We start from the raw sequence: 22,501 nt of genomic DNA on the forward strand, positions 1-22,501 counted from the left end.
AGATACGGTTGTTACCGAATTTATCATATGGTTATGCCTATATTGGGTAAAGTCAGGACAAATTATACGGCATAAATACTGAAATTCTCTGTCTTAACCCAATCGCTGCCAGTTTCTAGGAAACTGAATTAAGCAGCATTTTTTACTGAGAAGAGAAAATCAGCAGTTGTGTCTGTTTTTTGCATTTGTAAAATATTTCAACTACCCAGTAAGATTCATGACTATCACATCAAATTGTCAAGTTGTTTTGTTTAAACCCGAAGGACGTATAGACTTACAGGGTGGTATTGCTCTTAGCGAAAAGATGTCCGCCATAGTTCCTCAGCCTAATCAACTCTGGGTTCTTGACCTAGCCAAAGTTGATTTCATGGATAGTTCTGGGTTAGTTTCCCTAGTCAAAAGCTTAAAGTTGGCACGTCAAAGCGGTTGTCGTTTCGTTCTTTGCAATGTTCAAGATCCGGTTAGGTTAGTTTTGGAACTGACTCAACTAGATTCAGTATTTGAAATGTTTCACACTTACGAAGACATTTTCACCGTTGTTCAAGAAAAAAGTTTAGTTACAGTCGCCTGAAACCAGATTGGGCGATGGGAATGATGTTCAAGTCGAGTATTGGCTTTGCTGTCAGGCAATACCAATGGCAAGTGAATAAATCTGGCTTTTGAACACCAACGCTAGCCAAAGCAGGTGCAGTGGGAAATGGCCAAAGACGGTCAAAACAAATTTCACTTTTTTCCAGTCCAAACTGTATCAAATATGTCGCCGGTGGTGCTAATAAAAGTTGCAGGAGATTATGTGCCATGTGATACAAGCTTTGACGCAACACATCTGATAAATGCAGGGGCTGGTAATAAGTTAAGTCAGACGCCAGTAAATTGTCTGGTAACTTTTTCCCATTGAATTCATCTGCTAAAGTAATAGCCTCACCATAGAGAGGTCCATAAGCCGTTAACACCACTGGCAACCAAGAACTACCATTGCCAATGGCTACTTGTGTGTGTTGTGTTAATTTGTGACGTAACCCAGGAATATCCCGACAAGCTTTAATAATTCCTTCAAACGGCACTACCAGATTTTCAGGCAAACAGAGGGTTAAAGGGCAATAAATAATCTCCTGCAATTCGTTCGAGGCTTGTAAATCCCAGGGCTGGAATTCTTCTATTTGGTCAATACAAGTCAGATTATTCACCCCTTCGGGGTTCGCCCGTCGCTCCTGGGGAGCCAGTACTGTTGGCGTTTGCGTAGCGCCAAAGTCTGCCGGAGGGAGTATCCCCCCGGCGAGCTTTGCCCCTTCGGGGCGAGCCTGCCCGTAGGGCATAGGAGGGTTTCCCGACAGAGGCATGTGGCGTCCGCGCTGCCTCACTGCAACCACTTGTACAGAGGTTGCTTGCGTCGCGTCTTCAGCAATCGCCATCTCTATTGCAGACAACATCCTGCTTACGGTGGGAGATTGTATGATTTCTCTCCCATCGGATTCGATTACTACTAAGACTTTACGCATTGCTTGTAGAAATATTATTTTGAGGGGAGGCTACCCGAGGAAAATTTGGCAAATCTATCCCACCGTGAGAATCGGTACGGGTTTTCAGCGCCAGACGGTAACTTACGCTCTGAAGTTCTGCCTGGAGTTGGCGATTATCGCGTTGTAGAATTGCTACTTTTTCTCTGACAGGAGTCATGCGCTCCTCGAATTTACGACGATAGATTTGAGGCAACTCTTGTACGACTTGCTCAAGCATCCGACTGCGATCGCTCAGTTCTTGCACAGACTGCCGCAGTTGATAAATCTCACCGTCACGTGCTGAGATTTGCTCTTGATAAAAACTTACCTGCTGCTCTACAGCTTGTAATTGTTCTCGTAATTCTTGCAGTTGAGTGTCATAACGTTCAGACGCTTCGCTTTGGGGCATAAAGTTAGTGTTGCCCTTAACCAATCGGAAGAGTTCTTGAGACAATTGTTGTACTAGCTGATCCCGAAACTGCAATTCTTGGCGTAGGTTCGAGGCTTCTGCATAGAGGTCTTGAATCGAGGTATCATTTTGACTCACAGTGGCTTAGCCCTCCCATTCAGAACTTTTCGTTTTTCATGTACTACTGCGGCAATTAGACATTTGTAAGACATATTTTTATAAGTAAAATTAGCGAGATTATTTTGTGAAATCCGCTTCATTTTATTTGTCTATACGGTAGCTTGAGGCGCTAACTATTATACCATTACTTTAAGATTGTGTAAAAAAAATCCTAGATACTTGAAATACACTGACGCGGCTCGTTTCCTCTGGCTTGAGTATCAAACTTGAGGGCAACAGAGCCGCGTGAAGAATTAATGAATCAAAAGCTTTTAGGCAGCGGGGATTGTTGCCTGAGCTTGTTGTGCTTCTTTGACCTCTTGCTTGATAGTCAGGTAGCGAATCACTTCTTCGCTTAGACGCATAGAGCGCTCCATAATAGCAATCATGTTGCCAGGTCCAGTGTAATTCATTTGTATGTAGATGCCATCTCTTTGCCTATTAATTTCATAAGCAAGACGACGTTTACCTCGATTTTGAATCTCGAAATTGTCTGCTCCGTGTTCCCGCAGCAAGTTCTCATATTTAGCGGTCGCTTGCTCTACCTGTTCATCAGTTAAATCAGGACGGAGGATGTACATTGTTTCGTAAACGATTTGCATGATTTTAATCTCCTCATGGACTATATGGCTGCCGATGTTAACTTGTATTGACACTCGCGATTGACGATACCAACACCAATCAACATTACAAAGCAGCAAGGAACTTTTTGACGTTCTCTCGTGCAATGGGGTTGCCGGGATACTTGCTCACTTTTAGGAATTGTTTATCCTTTTTCTGAGTGAGCTATACGACGGATTGCTTGGGGGATCTGTCTGCCAACTACTATATCTTTATCTTTGGTAAAAGATACGGGTTTTAGTACTCTCCCCTCAGGTTTTATAATCTTACCAGCTTTTCATTTTTATGTAGCAGCTAAATCGCTCATTGAAACATTGCACACTGGCAGTTCGATTGCACAAAAGGATACTAATCAATGGTTATGGCGCAGCGGTATGTGCGAGTTCAAAATCTAGAAGGGCAAGTATACTATGGCTTGCTACAACTGTCTTTTAAGGTACATGTGCTAGATGCTGCACCTTGGCTACAAGGGCAACTCACCGATTTAATTTTGGATCCAGAAAGTTATCAAATCTTGGCTCCCTGCGCTCCTTCCAAAATTGTAGCGGTAGGTAAGAACTATGCAGAGCACGCAGCAGAAATGGGAACAGAAGTACCCGCCGAGCCTTTGCTGTTTCTCAAGCCGCCTACATCTATCATCGCTTCACAGGAAGAAATTCAGTATCCACCGCACTCGCAGCGAGTGGACTATGAAGGAGAACTAGCGCTAGTGATTGGCGATCGCACCATTAAGTGTACACCAGAGGAGGCTCAAACAAAGATTTGGGGTTATACCATTGCTAATGACGTGACAGCACGGGATTTACAAAAACGGGATAGTCAATGGACGCGAGCCAAGGGTTTCGATACGTTCTGCCCTTTGGGACCTTGGATTGTCCGAGAAATCAACCCTGGAGCCAGATTACAGACTTTTTTGAATGAGAACCCAACTCCTGTACAATCTGCCTGTATTGACCAGATGGTGTTTCCCCCAGATTTTCTCGTCTCCTATATATCTCAGGTGATGACACTACTACCAGGGGACATTGTACTAACAGGTACACCATTAGGGGTAGGACCGTTAAATCCTGGCGATCGGGTTCGTGTGGAAATTGAAGGTATTGGTCGTTTAGAAAATACCGTTAGAGATAGGGAAATCCTACAAAATCAGACACACTAAAATCAGAGCTAGTACTGAATGACACGCCAGGGTAAAGGAAAACAAAAGGTAGATGCTAAACTTTTCGCGCTAAGACAAAATCGCGACTGTTTCGGGTTAGGAGGGTTGGGAACAGTTGATAAGAGCTTTCACCTTACTGAGAAAGTACACCCTTTAAAACCAAATTGACAGCCGCTTGAGTATACTGCTCAATCATTTCAGAACTTAGCAATTCGACATCAGGGGTCAGATGTTTGAGGTTTTCGTAGGCATTAGCATAAAAAACGCATACGCCAGCGATAGTAAGTGTTGTCATATATGGATCTAACTTACAGAAAACTCCTTCTTGCATCCCCTTTTCTAAAATTTGAGTTATGTATCCAATTGGTTCTTGCCAACTTGTTAACTGGAAATACTTTCCTTGATTTTGATTCGCTTCTTGAAATAACAACATCCCTCGGTAGCGGTGGGAAATTTCATAAGCGATTATAGTTTGCAAAAATATTCTTAGCGCTTCTGGTGCTGGTAACTGCTCCAAATTTAGCTGCTCTAGTATTTGTTGGAATTGGGTTGCAGGACGTTGCAACACCGCTTGGTATAATCCTTCTTTACTTTGGAAGTAGTAGTAAATCATTCTGGGCGCTACTTTTGCGCTGTTTGCGATCGCCTCAGTTCGCGCCCCAAACAGTCCTAGCTTGGCAAACTCAACCTCCGCAGCATCAAGAATCTGCTGCTTTGTCGCCTCTGCATCACGTATCGCTCGTTTGGTTTTAGATGAAGATTTGGTATTTGCTGTTCCACCCACGACAGTAAAAAATTAATTTTCTTTGCAACAGACAAGCCTCTATAGATAGATTTTACAAGCATCTAAGCTTTTTTACGAAAAAATGAACTAAAAATTTAATTCACTCTTGACAGACAAGCTATGAGTGTTTCATGCTGATATTTATGAAATAAATTTTTAATTAATTGAACCTAGGCTATGCAACGACTTAAATCGGCTCTGGAAATGCCGGGTGATTTCGGCGTGCCAATTTTGAGTGATCTTCAATTTGCTGCAAGTGAAGGGTACTGTTTGCTGCAAAAGTGGCAAAAGTACGGTTCTGCCTTTAAAATGCGACTTTTGGGTCAAAAGTGTGCCGTTTTGATTGGTGCCCAAGCAAACAGACTCGTGCTTGTTGAGCAAGCAGACTGCTTGTCTTCGTATTTGGGTTGGCGATATTTTGTAGAGCCTCCCTTCGGGCGAACCTTGATGATTCAAGATGGACAAGAACACTCAAACACGCGCCGGCTAATGATGCCTGCATTTCATAGTACAGCAATAGCTAGTTACTTTCAAACAATGCAGGAAATTGTGCAAGCCAGCCTTAAAACCTTGGCGACTCAGGGTGAAGTTCCTCTAATGGATGCGTTGCGAAGGATGACTTTGCTGGTTGGGGTGCGACTGTTATTAGGCATACCTCAAAATCAGGAAATTGACGAAATTGAGCAATGGTATGAAGCACAGCTAAAAGCTTCGTTAACGCTATTTCGGCTAAATCTACCATTCACCACATTTGGAAAGGGACAAATTGCACGCCAAAAGTTGAAACGACAACTCCTCTTAATCATTGCCCAAAGACGACAAGCGTTAAGACTGCTTGCTTCACAGGATGCCTTGGGGTTATTTTTAGCAGCCGTTGATACAGAAGGGAAGACATTACCTGATGAGCAAATTATGGATGAAGTAGTGCATTTAGTAAATGCTTCGCACTTTACAACGGCGGGTGTATTATCTTGGGCAATGTTCGAGTTGGCGGCGCGTCCCCAGTGGTGCCAACGCCTGCGCTGCGAACTTGAACAAGTTGTTGGAAGTGGTGATTTAAATGTTGAGCAACTGCGACAATTGCCGCAAATGACTCATTTTTTGAAAGAGATTGAGCGACTCTACCCACCAACTTCTTTAATTGTGCGGGGTGTGGTTAAGGAGATTGAATTTGCAGGATATCAAATTCCCCCAGGTTGGACGATTATTATTTCGCAATTTGTGACGCATCGGCTGTCTTCTATATATACAAATCCAGAAGAATTTGACCCAGATCGCTTTGCGCCACCACGCGAAGAAGATAAAAAAGTACCGTTCTCGTTGCTTGGTTTTGGTGGTGGTGCCCACGTTTGCATCGGTCGAGAATTTGCGTTGATGGAAATCAAGATTTTTCTGGCTTCATTGCTACGTAAATATCATTGGGTGATAACGCCAGAGTATTCTGCTGTTGCGCCCGTGCTAGTTCCTCCTAAAGCCCAGAATAAACTACGGGTACGCTTAACACCTGCTTAAAACATTAGAAATTTGCACGAATATTCTAAAATAATCAACTTTTATTAGCTATATGGCTCGTTTTCTAATTGGTACAATTGCTGCAACCGGACACGTTAACCCCGCTTTACCAATTGCTCGAAAGCTTGTAGAAAGTAGTCACGAAGTATGGTGGTATACAGGAATTGGATTTAAGGATAAGATTGAAGCTACTGGCGCACATCATGTTCCAATTCGCACAGGCATAGATTTGAGCGACTCCAGCACCATTCCCCAATCTTGGTTAGAGCAAAAAGATGCACTCAAGGGATTAGATCAGTTTAAGTTTTATCTCAAGCACGGCTTTATTGATTCAGCAGTTACACAACTGGAGGATTTAACTCAAATATTGCGCGAATATCCAGCTGAGGTTTTGTTGTGTGATGTCTTCTTTCTTGGTATGTCCTGGTTACATGAAAAAACTGACTTGCCGTGGGCAGCATTTGGAATGTCAGCATTACCTTTTAGTAGTCGTGATGTGGCACCTTTTGGACTTGGAATGCAGCCAAATAATTCAACTCTCGGAAGATTACGAAATACATTTTTAAATTGGTTATCAAAAAATGTTTTAATGCGTGATGTGAGGGTTCATCTCGACAGTGTTCGAGCGAAAGTTGGGTTACCACCCAAGTCGCAAGATTTTTTCACTGCTGCACTGTCACCATTTCTTTATTTACAAGGCACGACACCATCTTTTGAGTATCCCAAGAGCGACATTGCGCCTCAAGTCCATTTCATCGGAACCTTTTTGCCTAGTGCTTCATCAGACTTTACGCCTCCACCTTGGTGGGATGATCTTAAATGTGGAAAACCTATTATTCATGTCACACAAGGTACAGTTGCAACTGAGGCAGGAGATTTAATTATCCCCACAATTCAGGCTTTTGCAAATGAGGATGTATTACTGGTTGTGACAACAGGAGGACAACCAGTAGAAAATTTACAACTCACTTCAATTCCTGATAATGTCAGAGTGGAAAAATTTCTTCCTCACGCGCATCTTTTGCCTTATGTTGATGTCATGGTGACAAACGGTGGGTTCAATGGTGTACAAATTGCCTTAGCAAATGGTGTACCAATGGTTACTGCTGGTCAGACAGAAGAGAAGCCAGAAATTTGTGCGCGAGTGCAATGGGCCGGTGTGGGAATTGACCTCAAAACAAGTACACCTACAGCTAAACAAATTCGAGATGCTGTCATGAAAATTATTAGTTCATCTCAATATAAACAAAGGGCAGAGAACTTAAAAACTGAGATGAGTCACTATGATGCACCAACTCTTGCTACAAAGCTATTAGAGCAATTGGCATCAACAAACTTGCCTGTTTTTAGAACAAGTCAGTAATGAGTTCTTTATTAATTCATGTTTTTCAGTACTTCCACCAGAGCACTACCATTTTTTGCAACACAACCTTATGTCACGACTAAGCCATCTCTGACATGAATTGTGCGTTTGGTTTGAGCAGCAACATCGGGTTCGTGAGTCACGATAACTATAGTGATGCCTTGGTTATTTAAATCAGTCAGTAAGTCCATGACATCTTGGGATGTTTTGGTATCTAAAGCTCCGGTGGGTTCGTCTGCGAGTACAAGAGCGGGATTGTTGACAAGAGCACGCGCGATCGCAACTCGCTGTTGTTGTCCCCCTGAAAGTTGGCTAGGACGGTTATGTAAGCGCTGTGCTAGTCCTACCCTAGTCAAAGCTTGAATTGCCCGTTGGCGTCGTTTCGACTTTGGCACGTTGGCATAAACCATCGGTAGCATAACATTCTCAAGCGCGGTGGAACGTGCCAACAAATTGAACTGTTGAAACACAAAGCCAATGCGTCGATTACGAATGTAAGCGAGTTCATCATTCGCCAATGTGCTTAAATTGCGTCCCTCCAGAATATAGTATCCAGCGGTTGGACGATCAAGGCAACCGAGAATATTCATCAAGGTAGACTTCCCGGAACCAGACATTCCCATAATCGCCACGTATTCGCCTTCTTCAATGGATAAGTCAATTCCCTTGAGAATCGGAACTTCCGTGTTGTCTAAACGATAACTTTTCGTAATCGATTCCATCCAAATCATTGTTGCAGCCATTTTAGTCACTCCGTAACGCAGTAATTGAAGAAGAAGTCAGAAGACAGAATATGTCCTACGGACACGCTACTTTGAACACAAATCAGAATGCAATCAATGGGAGATTGAGATCCGCCACTGATTCAACACCACCAAGTGCGGAATGATCGCTCATTGAGTCGAGTTGAGGGGCGATTGCCGGAGGCGCAGCTAGCTTAACGCCAGTCATATCATGTCCGCCTAATTACTTATAATTCGTCTATACTTTCAATTACATCAATCCAAGATGACAGCTTGCCCCTTGTTTGAATTACAATTTTGTAATCGATAAAAAATCTGGCTCTTCTGGCTTTGGTGGAAATTTTTAATCTTTAATTTGCTCAATAGATAGTTCAAAACATCAAAGTTTTGAATGACCATCAAAAAACCATGCATATCCTGTTCGTCGAAGATGAATCAAGAATAGCAAGCTTCGTCCGAGCTGGACTGAAGGAACAGGGAATTGTCGTTGATTATTGCGACAACGGTGATGATGGATACATCAGGGCAATGGAAAATGAGTATGATGTAATCGTGCTGGACATCATGGTTCCAGGGAAGGATGGGCTGTTTATCCTTAAACACCTGCGACGAGAAGGGCGTAATGTGCCAGTGATTTTGTTAACTGCTCGCAATGAACTAGATGATCGACTTGAAGGTTTAAATCTTGGGGCGGACGACTATATAGCCAAACCATTTTTTGTTGAGGAGTTGGTTGCCCGCATTCATGCTGTAGTGCGTCGGAGTATAAGCGTTAACGGAGGGACTCCACAGGAATATCGCCAAAACCTGTTGTCTGTCGGCTCGCTCAAATTGGATCGTATCACGCGGGAAGTCACCTGCAATCAACAGGTAGTGGAACTCACCACCCGCGAATTTAATCTTCTGGAATACCTGATGCGCTCTCCTGGACGAGTCTTTACCCGTATGCAAATCCTGGAACATGTCTGGGGTTATGATTTCAACCCCAATACCAACGTCGTTGATGTATGTATCCAAAGGATTCGCAAAAAGATTGACCCGATTAGTGGAACGGCTTGGATTGAGAGTGTACGGGGAGTTGGGTATCGTTTCTCTAAGCCAGAGTCTTAATTTTTGACTATTCTAGTCACGAGTTCCACTGTAAGCAGCTTCAGAGATAAAGGGAATCTCAGCGTAGAGTCCTCTTACGGCTTGAACAATACTATATATTGATGCACCGACAACTGCTACGAAAATCAAGGTAAACATCACACTTTGAAACAAAGGTTCTGGTATTGACGCACCCTGTTGCACAATACCTATAAGGTCTAAAACTGCCCCGCACAAATAAGCAAATATAGACAGCAAAAGAGCTTGCAAGGTATGGAAGCGGATAAAGTGTTGAACTTTTTCGTTTCTTACTACAAGAAGAAACAAAGCAAAGAAAATTATTAGACTGGCAAATGGTATCCCATAATACAGTTGAATCAGAGGAATAAAAGGTATGTAGAGCGATCGCAACAAAGGCAGCTTAGCAAAACTACTAACTTCAATAAAAGGTAAAAGATAAGGCAAGCAAGACAAAAGGCGGTCTTGAGTTGTGGTACCTCCGCGCCAAGCCATCTTGATTTCTCCCGTTGTTAAATGTTGATGTTACTATGCCAAGGATAACGCAGTTAATTAGGTAGAGGATAAAGTCTCTACCATTAAGCATAGTTGTTGGTCATTCAATATTAGCAACTCGAAAACCCATAAGACACTCAAACTGGTCTGGCTGCTGTTCAGTCAGTTTGCGAATAGCTTGACCACAATAGAGTTTACCTTGACGCCACCGGGGTTGACCACTTCCGTCAGCAAGTAAACAAGATTGGCATACCTGTTGAGGAGCAAAAATTTGGTTATCCATGAGAATTACTAGCATCCTATTTCTCCTATCAGTCCTGAGGATGATCCACATATACCCAGGGGGAGAAAACTGGTAAGGATGGCAATAAATGCTGTAGCGGATGATTCGTCCGTTTTGCTGGACGTTGTTACATCTGTTACATTTTTGTCTGTCTTTGCCCAACCTCCCATGCTCACTTTGGAAGAATGTGGATCATGACAATCTCATCAAAATTTATATATTGAGTTTAGTTTATTGTACGTTGCTTGTTTTGCTTTGTAGTCAAAAGTAATACATAAATTAATTTTTGAATTTTTTGATCAAGGCTAAGGGTGTAGGGGTGTGAGCGCTCAGCGGCTCGACTGAGCGTTCGACTGAGATCACGCCCAAGTCTTGTGTAGGGCGGCTGTGCCGACGCCCCAGATGTGGCGTGTGAAATTCCCCTATCAGGCTGCAAGCGGGAGGATGAGAACCCCTAGGCAATAGCTGCGGGGATGAAATCCGACTCGACGGGTTTTAACCCGGCGTTTCTCTACTTTCCGCGTTGATTTTCAATATACTTTTTGACTACCTCAGTACTGACTTGACCTGTTGTCGCCACAAAATAGGTAGGAGTCCACAAAGCGGGTAGCTTTTTTAATTCAGGAAATTCTTTTCTCAAGTGGTGAGACGCTCTTGCTTTTACCCACCTTGCAATATCTGCCGCTGACTCATTAGTGGGAGCATTAATGAAAAAGTGAACATGGTCTGGCATGATTTCCAGCGCAATCATCTTCCATCCGTGTTCTGTCACTAGTTCAAAGATAATTTCTTGTAGCCGTTTCGCCACATCCTGAACTAGTATAGGCTTTCTTCGTTTAGGTACAAATACAAAATGATAATTGATTGACGATATTGAATTTTCAGTGCGCCGATACTCATAATCTTTGCTTGATAGTTTAGCCATATTTCCGGAATAATGTTGTTGATGCCTGTAGTAGCTATGATAATTAACAACAATAGGGTGATGCTAGTTGTACAGGACTATCCCAGTCAGAGCAAGATTTACTTCGGAAGAAAATGCATTTTGGTTAGACCAGTGTCAACACGCAAGTAGTTTGATTAACTGTGCTGTTTACCACATTCGGCAAACGCATTATACACGTCTTCAAGAAATGGATAATGCATACACAACTTACTGGCGCGCTGATGAGTTGCGTTGCAGTTGGAAAACTTACCAGTGCAACAGTTCTTATCCGGAATTGGACAAAGTTCTTAAAGACAACCCGCACTACAAAGGTCTGGCAGCGCAGGCAGCTCAACAAACTTTAAAGTCAGTCGGTGAGTCAATCACAAGTTACAACGGACTTGTAAAAGCTTATTACAAGGGAGAAGTTGACCGCCCGTCTTTACCTAAGTACCGCAAAAAAGGAGGATTAGCCGCAGTCACGTTTCCACGTCAAGCCCTCAGTTTTAAAGATGGGTACTTCAAGCCATCAATCAGCAAACAAACAAAACCAGAACTTATTATAGAAATCAAGTTGAAACTACCTGATTTTATTGATTCTGATTGGGTCAAACAAGTGACAATCCGCCCATGTCTTGGGGAATTTATGATTGACTGGGTTATTGATGATGAAAAAAAACCAATTAAAGTCAATCCAAACCTTGACTACAGTCATGCTTGGTCATTCGACCACGGAGGAACAAACTGGCTAACGGGCGTTTCAACACGCGGGAAAAGTTTTATTATTGATGGTCGCAAGCTTAAAGCGATGAATCAAGGTTATTGTCGCTTGGTTGCGAAGTATAAACAGGGAAAGCCTGATTTCTACTGGGACTCCAATCTCAACCGAGTGCAACGTAAACGCAACAACCAAATGCGTGATGCGATTAATAAGGCAGCGCGGTTCATTGTCAATCGCTGTTTGAACGACAAGATTGGCAACATCATTATCGGATGGAATGACGGGCACAAAGTTGGTTCTGATATGGCCAAAGTCAATAATCAAAACTTTGTACCCATCCCTACAGGACGATTGATTGCGCGGCTAAAACAACTGGCGAGTGAATACGGAATCGTTTGTACTGTGGTCGAAGAAGCGTACACAAGCAAAGCATCTTTTCTAGATGGCGATAGTCTCCACAAGTTTGGTGAAAAACCCAAGGATTGGAAGCCATCGGGTAGAAGAGTAGAACGTGGGTTGTATAAAACAGCCACGGGTTTGTTAATTAATGCAGATTGCAACGGTGCAGCGAACATTGCACGAAAAGTAGCTACACAGCTAGGCGTTAGCCTGGTCGAGGTAGGTAGGGCAGTATTGGCACTGCCACAACGATATGACTTGTTTTATCGCTTAAGTCAATCATATCGTAGACGCTGCGCAGATGGGCTTTTAGCCCTCGGAGCAGCAACAGTCTAGAATCCCCCTTTTTCTAAAAGGGGGAGATGTCAAGTAACTTCTTAACTGTTCACTGTTAACTGTTCACTGTTTGAATGGACAGGCGATAATTGAGTAAGTCGGGCTAAATAAATGTCATGAATGATGAGTCATTAGTCAAGAACTCTTAGACCATAAACTCATACCTCTAGACAGTTACCGACTATTGTGCAAATTTCCATAAGGATAACGATTAGTGACTTTGACTAACTCAGATTTTCTTGCCTCCTCCGATCCTGCGGTAGCGGAGTTAATCAACCAAGAACTACAGCGTCAACGCGATCACTTGGAGTTGATTGCTAGTGAGAACTTTACCTCGGCTGCTGTCCTAGCGGCTCAAGGTTCCGTACTGACAAACAAGTATGCTGAGGGATTGCCTGGTAAACGTTACTATGGTGGTTGTGAGTTCGTAGACAAAATTGAACAACTGGCTATTGACCGTGCTAAACAGTTGTTTGGTGCTGCTCATGCCAATGTACAACCGCATTCTGGCGCACAGGCAAATTTTGCAGTGTTTTTGACGCTGCTGGAACCAGGTGATAAATTCATGGGGATGGATTTGTCTCACGGGGGACACCTGACGCACGGTTCACCTGTCAACGTATCTGGTAAGTGGTTCCAGGCTTGCCACTACGGTGTTAATCAGCAAACAGAAGAACTAGACTATGACCAAATTCGAGAGCTGGCGCTTAGGGAGCGTCCAAAGCTTTTGATTTGTGGTTATTCTGCATATCCTCGCATAATTGATTTTGAAAAATTCCGTAGTATTGCTGATGAAGTCGGTGCGTACTTACTGGCAGATATAGCCCACATCGCCGGATTGGTTGCTAGTGGTCTTCACCCCGACCCCATTCCCTATTGTGATGTTGTAACTACAACAACACACAAAACTCTACGTGGTCCCAGGGCTGGCTTAATCTTAACCCGCGATCCAGAACTGGGTAAAAAGCTTGATAAATCGGTTTTCCCTGGTAATCAGGGTGGACCACTCGAACATGTGATTGCTGCAAAAGCAGTTGCTTTCGCTGAAGCCCTCAAGCCAGAGTTTAAAGCATATTCTGCTCAGGTGATTGACAATGCTCGTGCCTTGGCTACCCAACTTCAAGACCGAGGTTTAAAGTTGGTGTCAAATGGAACTGATAATCATCTAATGCTAGTAGACTTACGGTCGATTGGTATGACGGGTAAGCAAGCGGATCAGTTGGTTAGTGGTGTGAATATTACTGCCAACAAGAATACAGTACCGTTTGACCCAGAGTCACCATTTGTGACTAGTGGTTTGAGGTTGGGTTCTCCAGCTATGACAACGCGTGGCTTGGGAGTCGAAGAGTTTACGGAGATTGGCAATATTATTGCTGATCGCTTATTAAATCCAGATTCAGCAGACATTGCTGAAGATTGTCGGCGACGAGTAAAAGCGTTGTGCGATCGCTTCCCCCTATATTCTCACATCACGATTCCTGTACCAGCATTAGTATGACATCATCGCTAGGTTAAGGTAGTTCACCGAATCAGTTCACAATTCATTTGGAATTGTTATATTTGTAAGTTATGAGTTAGGCATTTTTCATGAAAACTTCCTAACTCATAATTTTTTATGTCTCTATTTAGCAATGTTTTTTTGATGTCTTTTAGCCAATATGAGACTATAATGCAGTGAAAATGCTACAAACGTTTGTCACAAAAAAGTAACAATTCATTTCAGGAGTTATCCAGTGTCTATCCCAGAAATAACTCAAGCGCTTTTGGCGGCAAAAAAAGAAAAAGGACTAACCTTTGCTGATTTAGAAAAGATTTTGGGACGTGACGAAGTGTGGATTGCATCTGTTTTCTACCGTCAAGCTAGTGCTTCTGAGGAAGAAGCGAAGTTATTGGTTGAAGCATTAGGGCTTGATACGATTTATGTTAGGGAATTAAGTGAATACCCTGTCAAAGGTTTGGGACCTATTGTTCCCACAGACCCGCTTATTTATCGTTTCTACGAAATTATGCAGGTTTATGGAATGCCGATCAAAGAGGTGATTCACGAGAAGTTTGGTGATGGGATTATGAGCGCCATAGACTTTACTTTGAATATTGAAAAAGAAGAAGATTCTAAAGGCGATCGCGTAAAAGTCATCATGTCTGGAAAATTTCTGCCATACAAAAAATGGTGAGATTTCATCTGCGGAAGTTCACATCCTTGTAAACGTGCAGAAAATTTTCAACCAATCTTTCTATAAGTCTGCTTACGCCCTAATTGAATAACGTTCTAACTCTTCACACAATAACAGCAAACACCACAAAAAACATTAGATTTGACACCTTACTACTCTCAAGAAAATGGAGCAATATAAGTCAATACGGTTCAGTTAGCAGTGTTGAATTCTGTTGATCCCCCCAACCCACGCCAGGTGCTACAAGTCGGGAAACCCGAACGCCAGATACCTCTGTCGGGAAACCCTCCTCCAGTACTGGCTCATGCCACATGCCTCAACGCGGGGAACCCGCGCACGGTGAGACAGCGCTGCAGGAGGGTCTCCCTCCGTAGGCGACTGCGAACCCGAAGGGCAGTGGCTCCCCAACGCACTGGCTCCCCTTAAAAAGGGGGGCTTAATTCCCTCCTTTTTAAGGAGGGTTAGGGAGGATCGAGTCTTAACTGAACCGTATTGCAATATAAGTAGGTCGGCGTAAATAATTATCGTTTAAATAAGGCAGGGAGCAGGGAGAGAAAAGGTTTGAGCTTTGTTTACTTTTCTTAACACAGTTTGGTTTTATTGTGCGACTTACTTATATAGGTGAAAGCCTAAAATTACTTACATATCTTAAGGATAGCAGTATTAACTTAATCCTCACCTCACCTCCATTTGCACTCACACGTAAGAAAGAATACGGCAACGAAAGTGTAGAAAAATATATAGAATGGTTTCTCCCTTCGCGGGTTCTAACACAACGGGTTTTGTTGCACAAATGTTACAACGTCGATGGATTTCTTTTGAAATCAATGAGGATTATATTATCGGTAGTCGATACAGATTTGAAGATTTGTAAATTTTTCTGCTCGTGCCCCTATGCCTAACGGTACGCTGCGGACATTCTTTGCGTTGCGTAAGTCCTGTTTCGGATGAGTAACTATATTTAATCATGTGGGCAGTTTTCAAGAAAAATGAAAACTGCTAGAAGCAATATGGAAAAATTTTGAAGAGATGGTAAACATCATCTCGAAATGCTTTACAGAAATATGTATATCAATGAAAAATAATCAAACAGTTATTTAAAAAACTTTCTTAAATTCAACAAGTTAATGCTGTCTGTGAGAAAAAGCGGTGCGGGGATGAAAAACGTAAAGACGAGAAATCTTTGTCTGTTGACAGTGAGTCTGTTGACAGGAATGACAATACCAGCATTAAGTCTTGTGCATCTGTCGAATGTTTATTCAGAAAATAGCAGAGTCGTTTTGAACTTAAAATATATTTTGAAGCAAAATATCACTAATAAAGTATTCTTTAGTGCTGGAATAAATCCATCAGAATTGAGTCACTCTTTGTTGACAAAGCATATAGAATCATATGGTAGTTCAAAAACTCAAGTAGCTGACTACAAAATTACATCTGGAAAACAACTTTACTACGCAAGATTAGCCGCACTCAAAGCGGGTCAGATTTATCCAAGCTTACCAAAAGACAGGACAGAGTTATCGTTGATATCTACGAGGAAGACTCAACTCACATACGAGGATTGGAAAAACTTATTGGCGATGGAAGCCAAAGCAATGACTCAAAGTCAAAGCGATAATCGCCTGGGAATTTTAGTGGGTGATTCTTTAAGTTTGTGGTTTCCTCAAGAAAAATTGCCTGTAGATAAATTGTGGTTGAATCAGGGAATATCTGGAGATACTTGCGCTGGTGTTTTAAGAAGGGTATCTGTTTTTAGGGAAACCAGACCAGATTTCATTTATATCATGGTTGGAATTAATGATTTGCGAAAGGGTACGACAGATGAAATCATCTTACACAATCACCGCGAAATTGTTCGCAAGTTGCGACACACTCACCCAAAAACCATAATTTTTCTTCAATCGATTTTGCCAACTCGTTTATCTACAATTTCTAATACTCGCATTCGTCATCTCAATGAGCAACTCTCCCTGATTGCAAGACAAGAAGGGGTTTATTATTTAAATCTTTATGATTGGTTTGCAGATTTTCAGGGTAACTTACGTTTAGAACTGACGACAGACGGGCTTCATTTGAGCACACAAGCTTACGATGTATGGCGAACTGCAATAGATGAAGCTGAATATAGCACGATGAAAATGGCCGGAAGTTGAATATAGTATTTTTAACCGCAGAGGCGCAGAGGGCACAGAGTAAGAGATAAAACAGTTTAATGCTTTTTATCAAAACTTGAAATACAGATGTTTCAATCCCTAATAGGGAGTAAGAGAAATTTCAACCATTCAAGTAAGGAAATAAAAGCTATGTCATTAGTGTTTCAATCCCTAATAGGGAGTAAGAGAAATTTCAACGAGTTGTAATGCAGTTGCTGAAGAGCGATTGCGATATTGTTTCAATCCCTAATAGGGAGTAAGAGAAATTTCAACCTCCACGCAACACAGACCGAGTAATTCTCCCGTACGCGGTTTCAATCCCTAATAGGGAGTAAGAGAAATTTCAACGAGATACCATTGGGGTCAATAACGATCGCATTCGTTTCAATCCCTAATAGGGAGTAAGAGAAATTTCAACAATACCGATTTATTTAATTGGAAAAGGGATTTAAAAGTTTCAATCCCTAATAGGGAGTAAGAGAAATTTCAACTTCTATAGCAATGACTTCGCCACTAATGTCAATCTGTTTCAATCCCTAATAGGGAGTAAGAGAAATTTCAACCGATTGGTGAAGGAGTTTTGCTGCGATCGCTTCCGGTTTCAATCCCTAATAGGGAGTAAGAGAAATTTCAACATATCTCCGTTTATGAGTGTGGTGCGACCATTATGTTTCAATCCCTAATAGGGAGTAAGAGAAATTTCAACGATGAAAATTTCGATAAAGCAGCTTTATCGAAATCAGGTTTCAATCCCTAATAGGGAGTAAGAGAAATTTCAACTACTCCTGATAGGTCAGACGGTCAAGGCTTTGATGTTTCAATCCCTAATAGGGAGTAAGAGAAATTTCAACCAAATCGTATTGTTATCCCATGCAACGTTCCATTCCTGTTTCAATCCCTAATAGGGAGTAAGAGAAATTTCAACTTTGAACCAATGACGTTGCAATACCCTTCAATAACAGTTTCAATCCCTAATAGGGAGTAAGAGAAATTTCAACAATGATGTATCAATGACTACCTTTGATGCTAATAGTTTCAATCCCTAATAGGGAGTAAGAGAAATTTCAACACATGGAAGAAGTGTTCAACAACAACGAATACTTCGTTTCAATCCCTAATAGGGAGTAAGAGAAATTTCAACGCGCAGTAGCCACCTGTTGAGCCAACTGTTTCAAACTGTTTCAATCCCTAATAGGGAGTAAGAGAAATTTCAACAGTCCACCGGTCGTCGACTTAGCCCTGAGGAACTTGTTTCAATCCCTAATAGGGAGTAAGAGAAATTTCAACGGATGAAGCAAGAGTTCTAGAGTTAATAGAAGAGTTTCAATCCCTAATAGGGAGTAAGAGAAATTTCAACCCTGTGAGAGACTTGGCAATGCCGGATACACTTTTTGTTTCAATCCCTAATAGGGAGTAAGAGAAATTTCAACGTCATTACTGATATTTCCACAGCGTCTACAGATACGTTTCAATCCCTAATAGGGAGTAAGAGAAATTTCAACATTACAACGAGAATGGTAAAAGGGTTAAGCAACAGTTTCAATCCCTAATAGGGAGTAAGAGAAATTTCAACCTTCAGGTCATGCTGCCATTGGAGAATAACTCTCCTGTTTCAATCCCTAATAGGGAGTAAGAGAAATTTCAACCCAAGTTCCCGTAGGAGTTATTTCGGCAAACTCAGTTTCAATCCCTAATAGGGAGTAAGAGAAATTTCAACGTTTCCAGCCAGACTGCGAGTCATTTTAGCTTTAGTTTCAATCCCTAATAGGGAGTAAGAGAAATTTCAACCTAAGTACGGTATCTATATCAAGTTCAGGGAAGTAGTTTCAATCCCTAATAGGGAGTAAGAGAAATTTCAACAGTACCCCCACCGACCTACAAGACTTACTACAACTGTTTCAATCCCTAATAGGGAGTAAGAGAAATTTCAACTTGATTTTGCAAAAGCCTACCCAGATGAAATTTCGTTTCAATCCCTAATAGGGAGTAAGAGAAATTTCAACTAAATCCGTTCTTTAAGTGGCATATCTTGAATATGTTTCAATCCCTAATAGGGAGTAAGAGAAATTTCAACCCCCATTCTCACGGAAATTATTGTAGAGATATATGACAAGTTTCAATCCCTAATAGGGAGTAAGAGAAATTTCAACACCCAGGATCTGTACGCTTCTTTAACTACTAAACAGTTTCAATCCCTAATAGGGAGTAAGAGAAATTTCAACAAATAATACCGTGGGGATGAGCGCTTTAAATTGGCGTTTGTTTCAATCCCTAATAGGGAGTAAGAGAAATTTCAACTGTCTCAGCTAAATAGTGGAGATGAATTTGTGATGTTGTTTCAATCCCTAATAGGGAGTAAGAGAAATTTCAACTGCAGCAGTCAGAAAACTGCACCATATAAAGTTTTCAAGGTTCCAAAGCGCGGATGATCTAATGATAGCATGAAAAAAACTAAATCAATTTACAGCGAATGGCTGAAATCCAGTCTAGGCAAGGAGCGCGGATGGTTATAAATAATTTTTCCTTGAAATCCTCGTCCTGTAAGCAATCCAGCCATTTTTTTTGAAACCTCTTTTTGTACACCTACCCATCCGCGCATTCGGCAAAAAAAATCGTCTCATCACGGGGTGGTTCGCCGTCGATACGTTCGACTTTACCAAAACAGCAAGCGCACAGAAAATAAAACTTGATACTATCGGTATCAGGCTTGATAAGTTTGTGTAAGCGCGATCGCAACTTGGCATATTGAGTATCGCTCAGCTGACACTCAAATACACTATACTGCACCCACTGCCCATAAGACTTGAGGACTTTGTGGATTTTTGTACGGCGCTTGTCTTCAGAGATATCGTAGGACACAACAACATTCATTGGCAAATTAACCGAATCACTGAACAGTGAACAGTGAACAGTGAACAGTTATCAAGCCAAGATGAGCTGGTAACTGATAACTGATAACTGATGACTGATGACTGATAACTGATGACTTCAACGCTTACTTCAAAACCAACGGTGGATATTTCTCGATTTCGCCCATTAAGTATTTAGCCAGTAACCGGGCTTGCAGTGCAAAAGCTTCCTGGTAAGTGCATTTGCGTCCCAAAACGGGATGCTTAAATTCGGATAATTTCTTTTGTTCGTATAGGCGCAGAAATGTTTTTCTTGGTTCGTTGGTGAGGGAAACAGCATGACTCAAAGGTTCTGTGACAAAATCTTCAACTTTCAACAATTGCTTGTTTAACGTAGACAACACAACTGCATCTACCACGAGGGGACGGAATTCTTCCATTAAGTCTAATGCTAGTGATGGTCTACCATAGCGATCGCAATGTAAATATCCCAAATATGGATCAAACCCAACAATATTAACTGCACTTTGGACATCATGACGCAATAAGGAATAACCAAAGCTGAGTAAAGAATTCACTGGATCGGTGGGTGGACGACGAACGCGCTTGGTAAAGGTGAATTGTGTATTGCGAATCATTTCATTAAAGCAGCCAAAGTAAGCAGCGCTACCAGCACCTTCCAACCCGCGTAAAGAATCAATGTTTTGAGTTGTGTCGATGGGTGCAATGACATTATCTAAACGTTCAATAGCACCAGATAAATCTAGATCGTTGGATTCACGTTGACGACGAACAAGGGTGTTACGGTAATTCTTGAGTTTACCACGTACAAACCCTTGGACGAGATGAATTGCTTGAGGTGTATTGCCTGCGGCTTGCCATTGCGCTTTACGTACAAAAATATTTTTGGTGACTTCTGGTTCTAAACGTCCTAAATAACCACCAGATCCTGTCAGAAATGTTAGGGGAATTTGACGCTGCAATAATTCATTGATAGCAGATGGTGAAACTGTGGCGCGTCCTAATACTACGACACCGTCAATTTTGATAAGCGGGACATCTAATATTGTCTTTTTCTCGTATTTTACGTGCAGTCGCTCATCGATTTTGCCGATAAATGCGTCGTCTTGTGTAACGTAAAGTGTGCTCATAGTTAGTGTTAGAAATTGAGGTGAAAGGAATCAGTCAAAAGTCTCGTCCGCCTAGGATTTCAATCCCAGGCTCATAGTCAAAGTCATCTAAAGATGACTACATAAGCTTTTTAGTCTACTTTAGTAGACTTGGTCTTTGAGCCTCGGAATTAATTCCGAGGCGATCAATTACGAGGCTCATTGAAAGTGATGCTAAATGTCAAATCTCTGGATTAAGAAGCTTCTTGATACCGTCCTACTTTGTCCACAACTTCTGGTAAGCACCGTGTGTACAAACTGCATCCTGTGCAGCGCTTTGTCTTGATAGCTTTTGGCATAGTACCTGTTAGTAGAAGCATTTGAACAGCTTCAATTGTGGCGACTGTACTTTGACGCAATTCTTCTGTTATTTCTACAAATTGACGTTGATGTGAGTGTGCGTAATAAACATAGCCAGTGGTAACTGTTTGTCCTGTGATTTCTTCTAGACATAAAGCTTGGGCACAAACTTGTAACTCATCGTTATCCCATTCACCCTTACGTCCTCGCTTGTATTCAACTGGATACAACTCACCGTTTTCTGATTCAATTAAATCAGATTTACCGATAAGTTTGTATTTGTCTGATTTGAGCCAAATTGCTCGAACTTGCCAGGTTGATTCACGATGTCCTTCCCCTAATGTGTGGACGCGTTCATGTAAACTTGTCCCTTCAATTGTGTATTGGTTATCAATAAATTCTCCGGTACAAAACATTCGCCAGCAGCGATGTGGACAATAGGCATATTGATTTAAGGAAGCAATAGGAATATATTCTGTCTCATTCATAATTTTCAACGTTTGATGAGAGGCGACGTGTCATACCCATACCCATTGTTGTTTTACGTCCAACTCCTGCATATAAAGCAAAGTCAGCAAGGGCATTTATTTGTTTAATTGCAATTGGTTCAATATCTCCTAAAATCCGATAACTTATTTCGCCAACACAACCAACAAATTTGGTGTCATAGTTACGAATAACTTCTGTATGGATGTTACAAAAACTTGGATAAATTGACTCGATGGGGATGTTGGAAAATTCAATCCCACTATATTTGTTCCAGCGACTGAGAAGACTGTTGAAGACACATTCTCGATTTGGCAAAACGGTGTCGTATCCTCCTTGGCGGAAGGCGACGGGTGTGGCGAGGGTGAGGTTGAGAGTGCGATCGCCCTGACTTGCTTGCTCGTACAATTGCGTATAACTACAAGCATTTGCCCAAGGTTGTGTTGATTGGGGTGTACCAAAGATGCTAGTAATATACAAGTCTGCGGAACCCAAATGCCAAGGGTGTTCGGGGTTAAGATTGAGCCACAGTGGAGTCAGCTTGCTAAAGAGTGTGTCGTCTAATAGCGAGATACGCCACCAACAGGATGTACCTGGGGGAATTGGGCGTTGATGGGAAAATTGCAAGGTATTGTGTTTGTATTGGTGGCTTTTATGATTTCGTTGTATTTGTAAGGGGGAAAGGGTGAAGGGTTTATCGGCGTTGGATGTGTGTAAATAGTCTCCTAAATCTTTATCGACTGAACTGATGAGGGTGAGGAATAGGGCGTGGTAGTGTCTACCTGTGAGGAATTCGGGGTAGATGGGAGATTGGGGGATGAGGTTAAGGACGAGGCTGTGGGGCATAATTGAGAG

Annotated in this window: 23 protein-coding genes, 1 pseudogene and 1 CRISPR repeat array; of the genes and pseudogenes, 11 read left to right on the top strand and 13 right to left on the bottom strand. The window is 41.9% G+C overall.

Annotation, left to right across the window (positions count from 1 at the left end; all coding sequences use genetic code 11):
* The first annotated feature begins 217 nt into the window (after positions 1-217).
* The gene (locus DP114_RS03500; RefSeq protein ID WP_169268196.1) at positions 218-571 is read left to right on the top strand and encodes an STAS domain-containing protein; all 354 of its coding nucleotides are present in this window, start codon (positions 218-220) and stop codon (positions 569-571) included.
* Here the strand turns inward: DP114_RS03500 and DP114_RS03505 are convergent.
* The 3 genes from DP114_RS03505 to rpsF all read right to left on the bottom strand — a co-directional run bounded on the left by DP114_RS03505 (position 558) and on the right by rpsF (position 2,669).
* Complete coding sequence (locus DP114_RS03505; protein ID WP_169268197.1) at positions 558-1,499, bottom strand: hypothetical protein; 942 nt, start codon at positions 1,497-1,499, stop codon at positions 558-560. The genes DP114_RS03500 and DP114_RS03505 overlap by 14 nt on opposite strands.
* On the bottom strand, positions 1,492-2,046 hold the full coding sequence (locus tag DP114_RS03510) for an Npun_F5560 family protein (protein WP_169268198.1): 555 nt from the start codon (positions 2,044-2,046) through the stop codon (positions 1,492-1,494). The genes DP114_RS03505 and DP114_RS03510 overlap by 8 nt, the downstream gene beginning before the upstream one ends.
* Positions 2,047-2,339: 293 nt before the next feature.
* Positions 2,340-2,669, bottom strand: coding sequence for a 30S ribosomal protein S6 (gene rpsF, locus DP114_RS03515; RefSeq protein WP_169268199.1), 330 nt, complete (start codon positions 2,667-2,669; stop codon positions 2,340-2,342).
* A 380-nt stretch (positions 2,670-3,049) separates the two neighbouring features.
* Here rpsF and DP114_RS03520 point away from each other — a divergent pair, with 380 nt between their 5' ends.
* Positions 3,050-3,847, top strand: a complete 798-nt coding sequence (locus tag DP114_RS03520) for a fumarylacetoacetate hydrolase family protein (protein ID WP_169268210.1) — start codon at positions 3,050-3,052, stop codon at positions 3,845-3,847.
* Positions 3,848-3,980: 133 nt separating this feature from the next.
* Here the strand turns inward: DP114_RS03520 and DP114_RS03525 are convergent, their stop codons facing one another.
* The gene (locus DP114_RS03525) at positions 3,981-4,631 is read right to left on the bottom strand and encodes a TetR/AcrR family transcriptional regulator (protein WP_169268200.1); all 651 of its coding nucleotides are present in this window, start codon (positions 4,629-4,631) and stop codon (positions 3,981-3,983) included.
* 177 nt (positions 4,632-4,808) lie between these two features.
* On the opposite strand from DP114_RS03525, the gene DP114_RS03530 reads away from it, so the two are divergent.
* Together DP114_RS03530 and DP114_RS03535 are read left to right on the top strand one after the other, a co-directional pair.
* On the top strand, positions 4,809-6,143 hold the full coding sequence (locus tag DP114_RS03530) for a cytochrome P450 (RefSeq protein WP_169268201.1): 1,335 nt from the start codon (positions 4,809-4,811) through the stop codon (positions 6,141-6,143).
* Positions 6,144-6,195: 52 nt separating this feature from the next.
* The gene (locus DP114_RS03535; protein WP_169268202.1) at positions 6,196-7,506 is read left to right on the top strand and encodes a glycosyltransferase; all 1,311 of its coding nucleotides are present in this window, start codon (positions 6,196-6,198) and stop codon (positions 7,504-7,506) included.
* A 68-nt stretch (positions 7,507-7,574) separates the two neighbouring features.
* Here the strand turns inward: DP114_RS03535 and DP114_RS03540 are convergent, their stop codons facing one another.
* Both DP114_RS03540 and DP114_RS35665 read right to left on the bottom strand, forming a co-directional pair.
* Positions 7,575-8,237, bottom strand: coding sequence for an ABC transporter ATP-binding protein (locus tag DP114_RS03540; protein WP_169268211.1), 663 nt, complete (start codon positions 8,235-8,237; stop codon positions 7,575-7,577).
* A gap of 94 nt (positions 8,238-8,331) precedes the next feature.
* Positions 8,332-8,457, bottom strand: coding sequence for a hypothetical protein (locus DP114_RS35665; protein WP_256379338.1), 126 nt, complete (start codon positions 8,455-8,457; stop codon positions 8,332-8,334).
* A gap of 200 nt (positions 8,458-8,657) precedes the next feature.
* Here DP114_RS35665 and DP114_RS03545 point away from each other — a divergent pair, with 200 nt between their 5' ends.
* Complete coding sequence (locus DP114_RS03545) at positions 8,658-9,359, top strand: response regulator transcription factor (protein WP_169268203.1); 702 nt, start codon at positions 8,658-8,660, stop codon at positions 9,357-9,359.
* 12 nt (positions 9,360-9,371) lie between these two features.
* Here the strand turns inward: DP114_RS03545 and DP114_RS03550 are convergent, their stop codons facing one another.
* The 3 genes from DP114_RS03550 to tnpA all read right to left on the bottom strand — a co-directional run bounded on the left by DP114_RS03550 (position 9,372) and on the right by tnpA (position 11,059).
* Positions 9,372-9,851: a Tic20 family protein gene (locus tag DP114_RS03550; RefSeq protein WP_169268204.1), complete on the bottom strand. Its 480-nt coding sequence runs from the start codon at positions 9,849-9,851 to the stop codon at positions 9,372-9,374.
* A 100-nt stretch (positions 9,852-9,951) separates the two neighbouring features.
* Positions 9,952-10,149: a hypothetical protein gene (locus DP114_RS03555; RefSeq protein WP_169268205.1), complete on the bottom strand. Its 198-nt coding sequence runs from the start codon at positions 10,147-10,149 to the stop codon at positions 9,952-9,954.
* Positions 10,150-10,645: 496 nt separating this feature from the next.
* Complete coding sequence (gene tnpA, locus DP114_RS03560; protein ID WP_169268206.1) at positions 10,646-11,059, bottom strand: IS200/IS605 family transposase; 414 nt, start codon at positions 11,057-11,059, stop codon at positions 10,646-10,648.
* A gap of 67 nt (positions 11,060-11,126) precedes the next feature.
* Here tnpA and DP114_RS03565 point away from each other — a divergent pair, with 67 nt between their 5' ends.
* The 6 genes and pseudogenes from DP114_RS03565 (at position 11,127) to DP114_RS03585 (ending at position 16,842) form a co-directional block, all read left to right on the top strand.
* Positions 11,127-12,515, top strand: coding sequence for an RNA-guided endonuclease InsQ/TnpB family protein (locus tag DP114_RS03565; RefSeq protein ID WP_171975466.1), 1,389 nt, complete (start codon positions 11,127-11,129; stop codon positions 12,513-12,515).
* A 214-nt stretch (positions 12,516-12,729) separates the two neighbouring features.
* Complete coding sequence (glyA, locus tag DP114_RS03570) at positions 12,730-14,013, top strand: serine hydroxymethyltransferase (RefSeq protein WP_169268208.1); 1,284 nt, start codon at positions 12,730-12,732, stop codon at positions 14,011-14,013.
* A gap of 235 nt (positions 14,014-14,248) precedes the next feature.
* Positions 14,249-14,689: a cyanase gene (gene cynS / locus DP114_RS03575; RefSeq protein ID WP_169268209.1), complete on the top strand. Its 441-nt coding sequence runs from the start codon at positions 14,249-14,251 to the stop codon at positions 14,687-14,689.
* Positions 14,690-15,288: 599 nt separating this feature from the next.
* Positions 15,289-15,474: pseudogene (locus tag DP114_RS34660) on the top strand (site-specific DNA-methyltransferase); the annotation flags it as partial.
* An 8-nt stretch (positions 15,475-15,482) separates the two neighbouring features.
* The gene (locus DP114_RS36205) at positions 15,483-15,563 is read left to right on the top strand and encodes a hypothetical protein (RefSeq protein WP_318563999.1); all 81 of its coding nucleotides are present in this window, start codon (positions 15,483-15,485) and stop codon (positions 15,561-15,563) included.
* A 283-nt stretch (positions 15,564-15,846) separates the two neighbouring features.
* On the top strand, positions 15,847-16,842 hold the full coding sequence (locus DP114_RS03585; RefSeq protein WP_169267768.1) for an SGNH/GDSL hydrolase family protein: 996 nt from the start codon (positions 15,847-15,849) through the stop codon (positions 16,840-16,842).
* A gap of 89 nt (positions 16,843-16,931) precedes the next feature.
* A CRISPR array of direct repeats spans positions 16,932-19,214; the repeat unit is 37 nt; unit sequence GTTTCAATCCCTAATAGGGAGTAAGAGAAATTTCAAC.
* A 211-nt stretch (positions 19,215-19,425) separates the two neighbouring features.
* Here the strand turns inward: DP114_RS03585 and cas2 are convergent.
* The 4 genes from cas2 to cas6 all read right to left on the bottom strand — a co-directional run bounded on the left by cas2 (position 19,426) and on the right by cas6 (position 22,492).
* On the bottom strand, positions 19,426-19,713 hold the full coding sequence (gene cas2, locus DP114_RS03590; protein ID WP_171975467.1) for a CRISPR-associated endonuclease Cas2: 288 nt from the start codon (positions 19,711-19,713) through the stop codon (positions 19,426-19,428).
* Between the two features lie 124 nt (positions 19,714-19,837).
* On the bottom strand, positions 19,838-20,842 hold the full coding sequence (cas1d, locus tag DP114_RS03595; protein ID WP_171975468.1) for a type I-D CRISPR-associated endonuclease Cas1d: 1,005 nt from the start codon (positions 20,840-20,842) through the stop codon (positions 19,838-19,840).
* Positions 20,843-21,054: 212 nt separating this feature from the next.
* Positions 21,055-21,648 carry a CRISPR-associated protein Cas4 gene (cas4, locus tag DP114_RS03600; protein ID WP_171975469.1) on the bottom strand — a complete coding sequence of 198 codons (594 nt, stop codon included), beginning with the start codon at positions 21,646-21,648 and terminating at the stop codon, positions 21,055-21,057.
* Positions 21,641-22,492 (bottom strand): CRISPR-associated endoribonuclease Cas6, encoded by an 852-nt coding sequence (gene cas6 / locus DP114_RS03605; protein WP_171975470.1) that lies wholly within the window; start codon positions 22,490-22,492, stop codon positions 21,641-21,643. The genes cas4 and cas6 overlap by 8 nt, the downstream gene beginning before the upstream one ends.
* Between the last annotated feature and the right edge of the window lie 9 nt (positions 22,493-22,501).

The sequence above is a fragment of the Brasilonema sennae CENA114 genome (assembly GCF_006968745.1).
GTDB lineage: Bacteria > Cyanobacteriota > Cyanobacteriia > Cyanobacteriales > Nostocaceae > Brasilonema > Brasilonema sennae.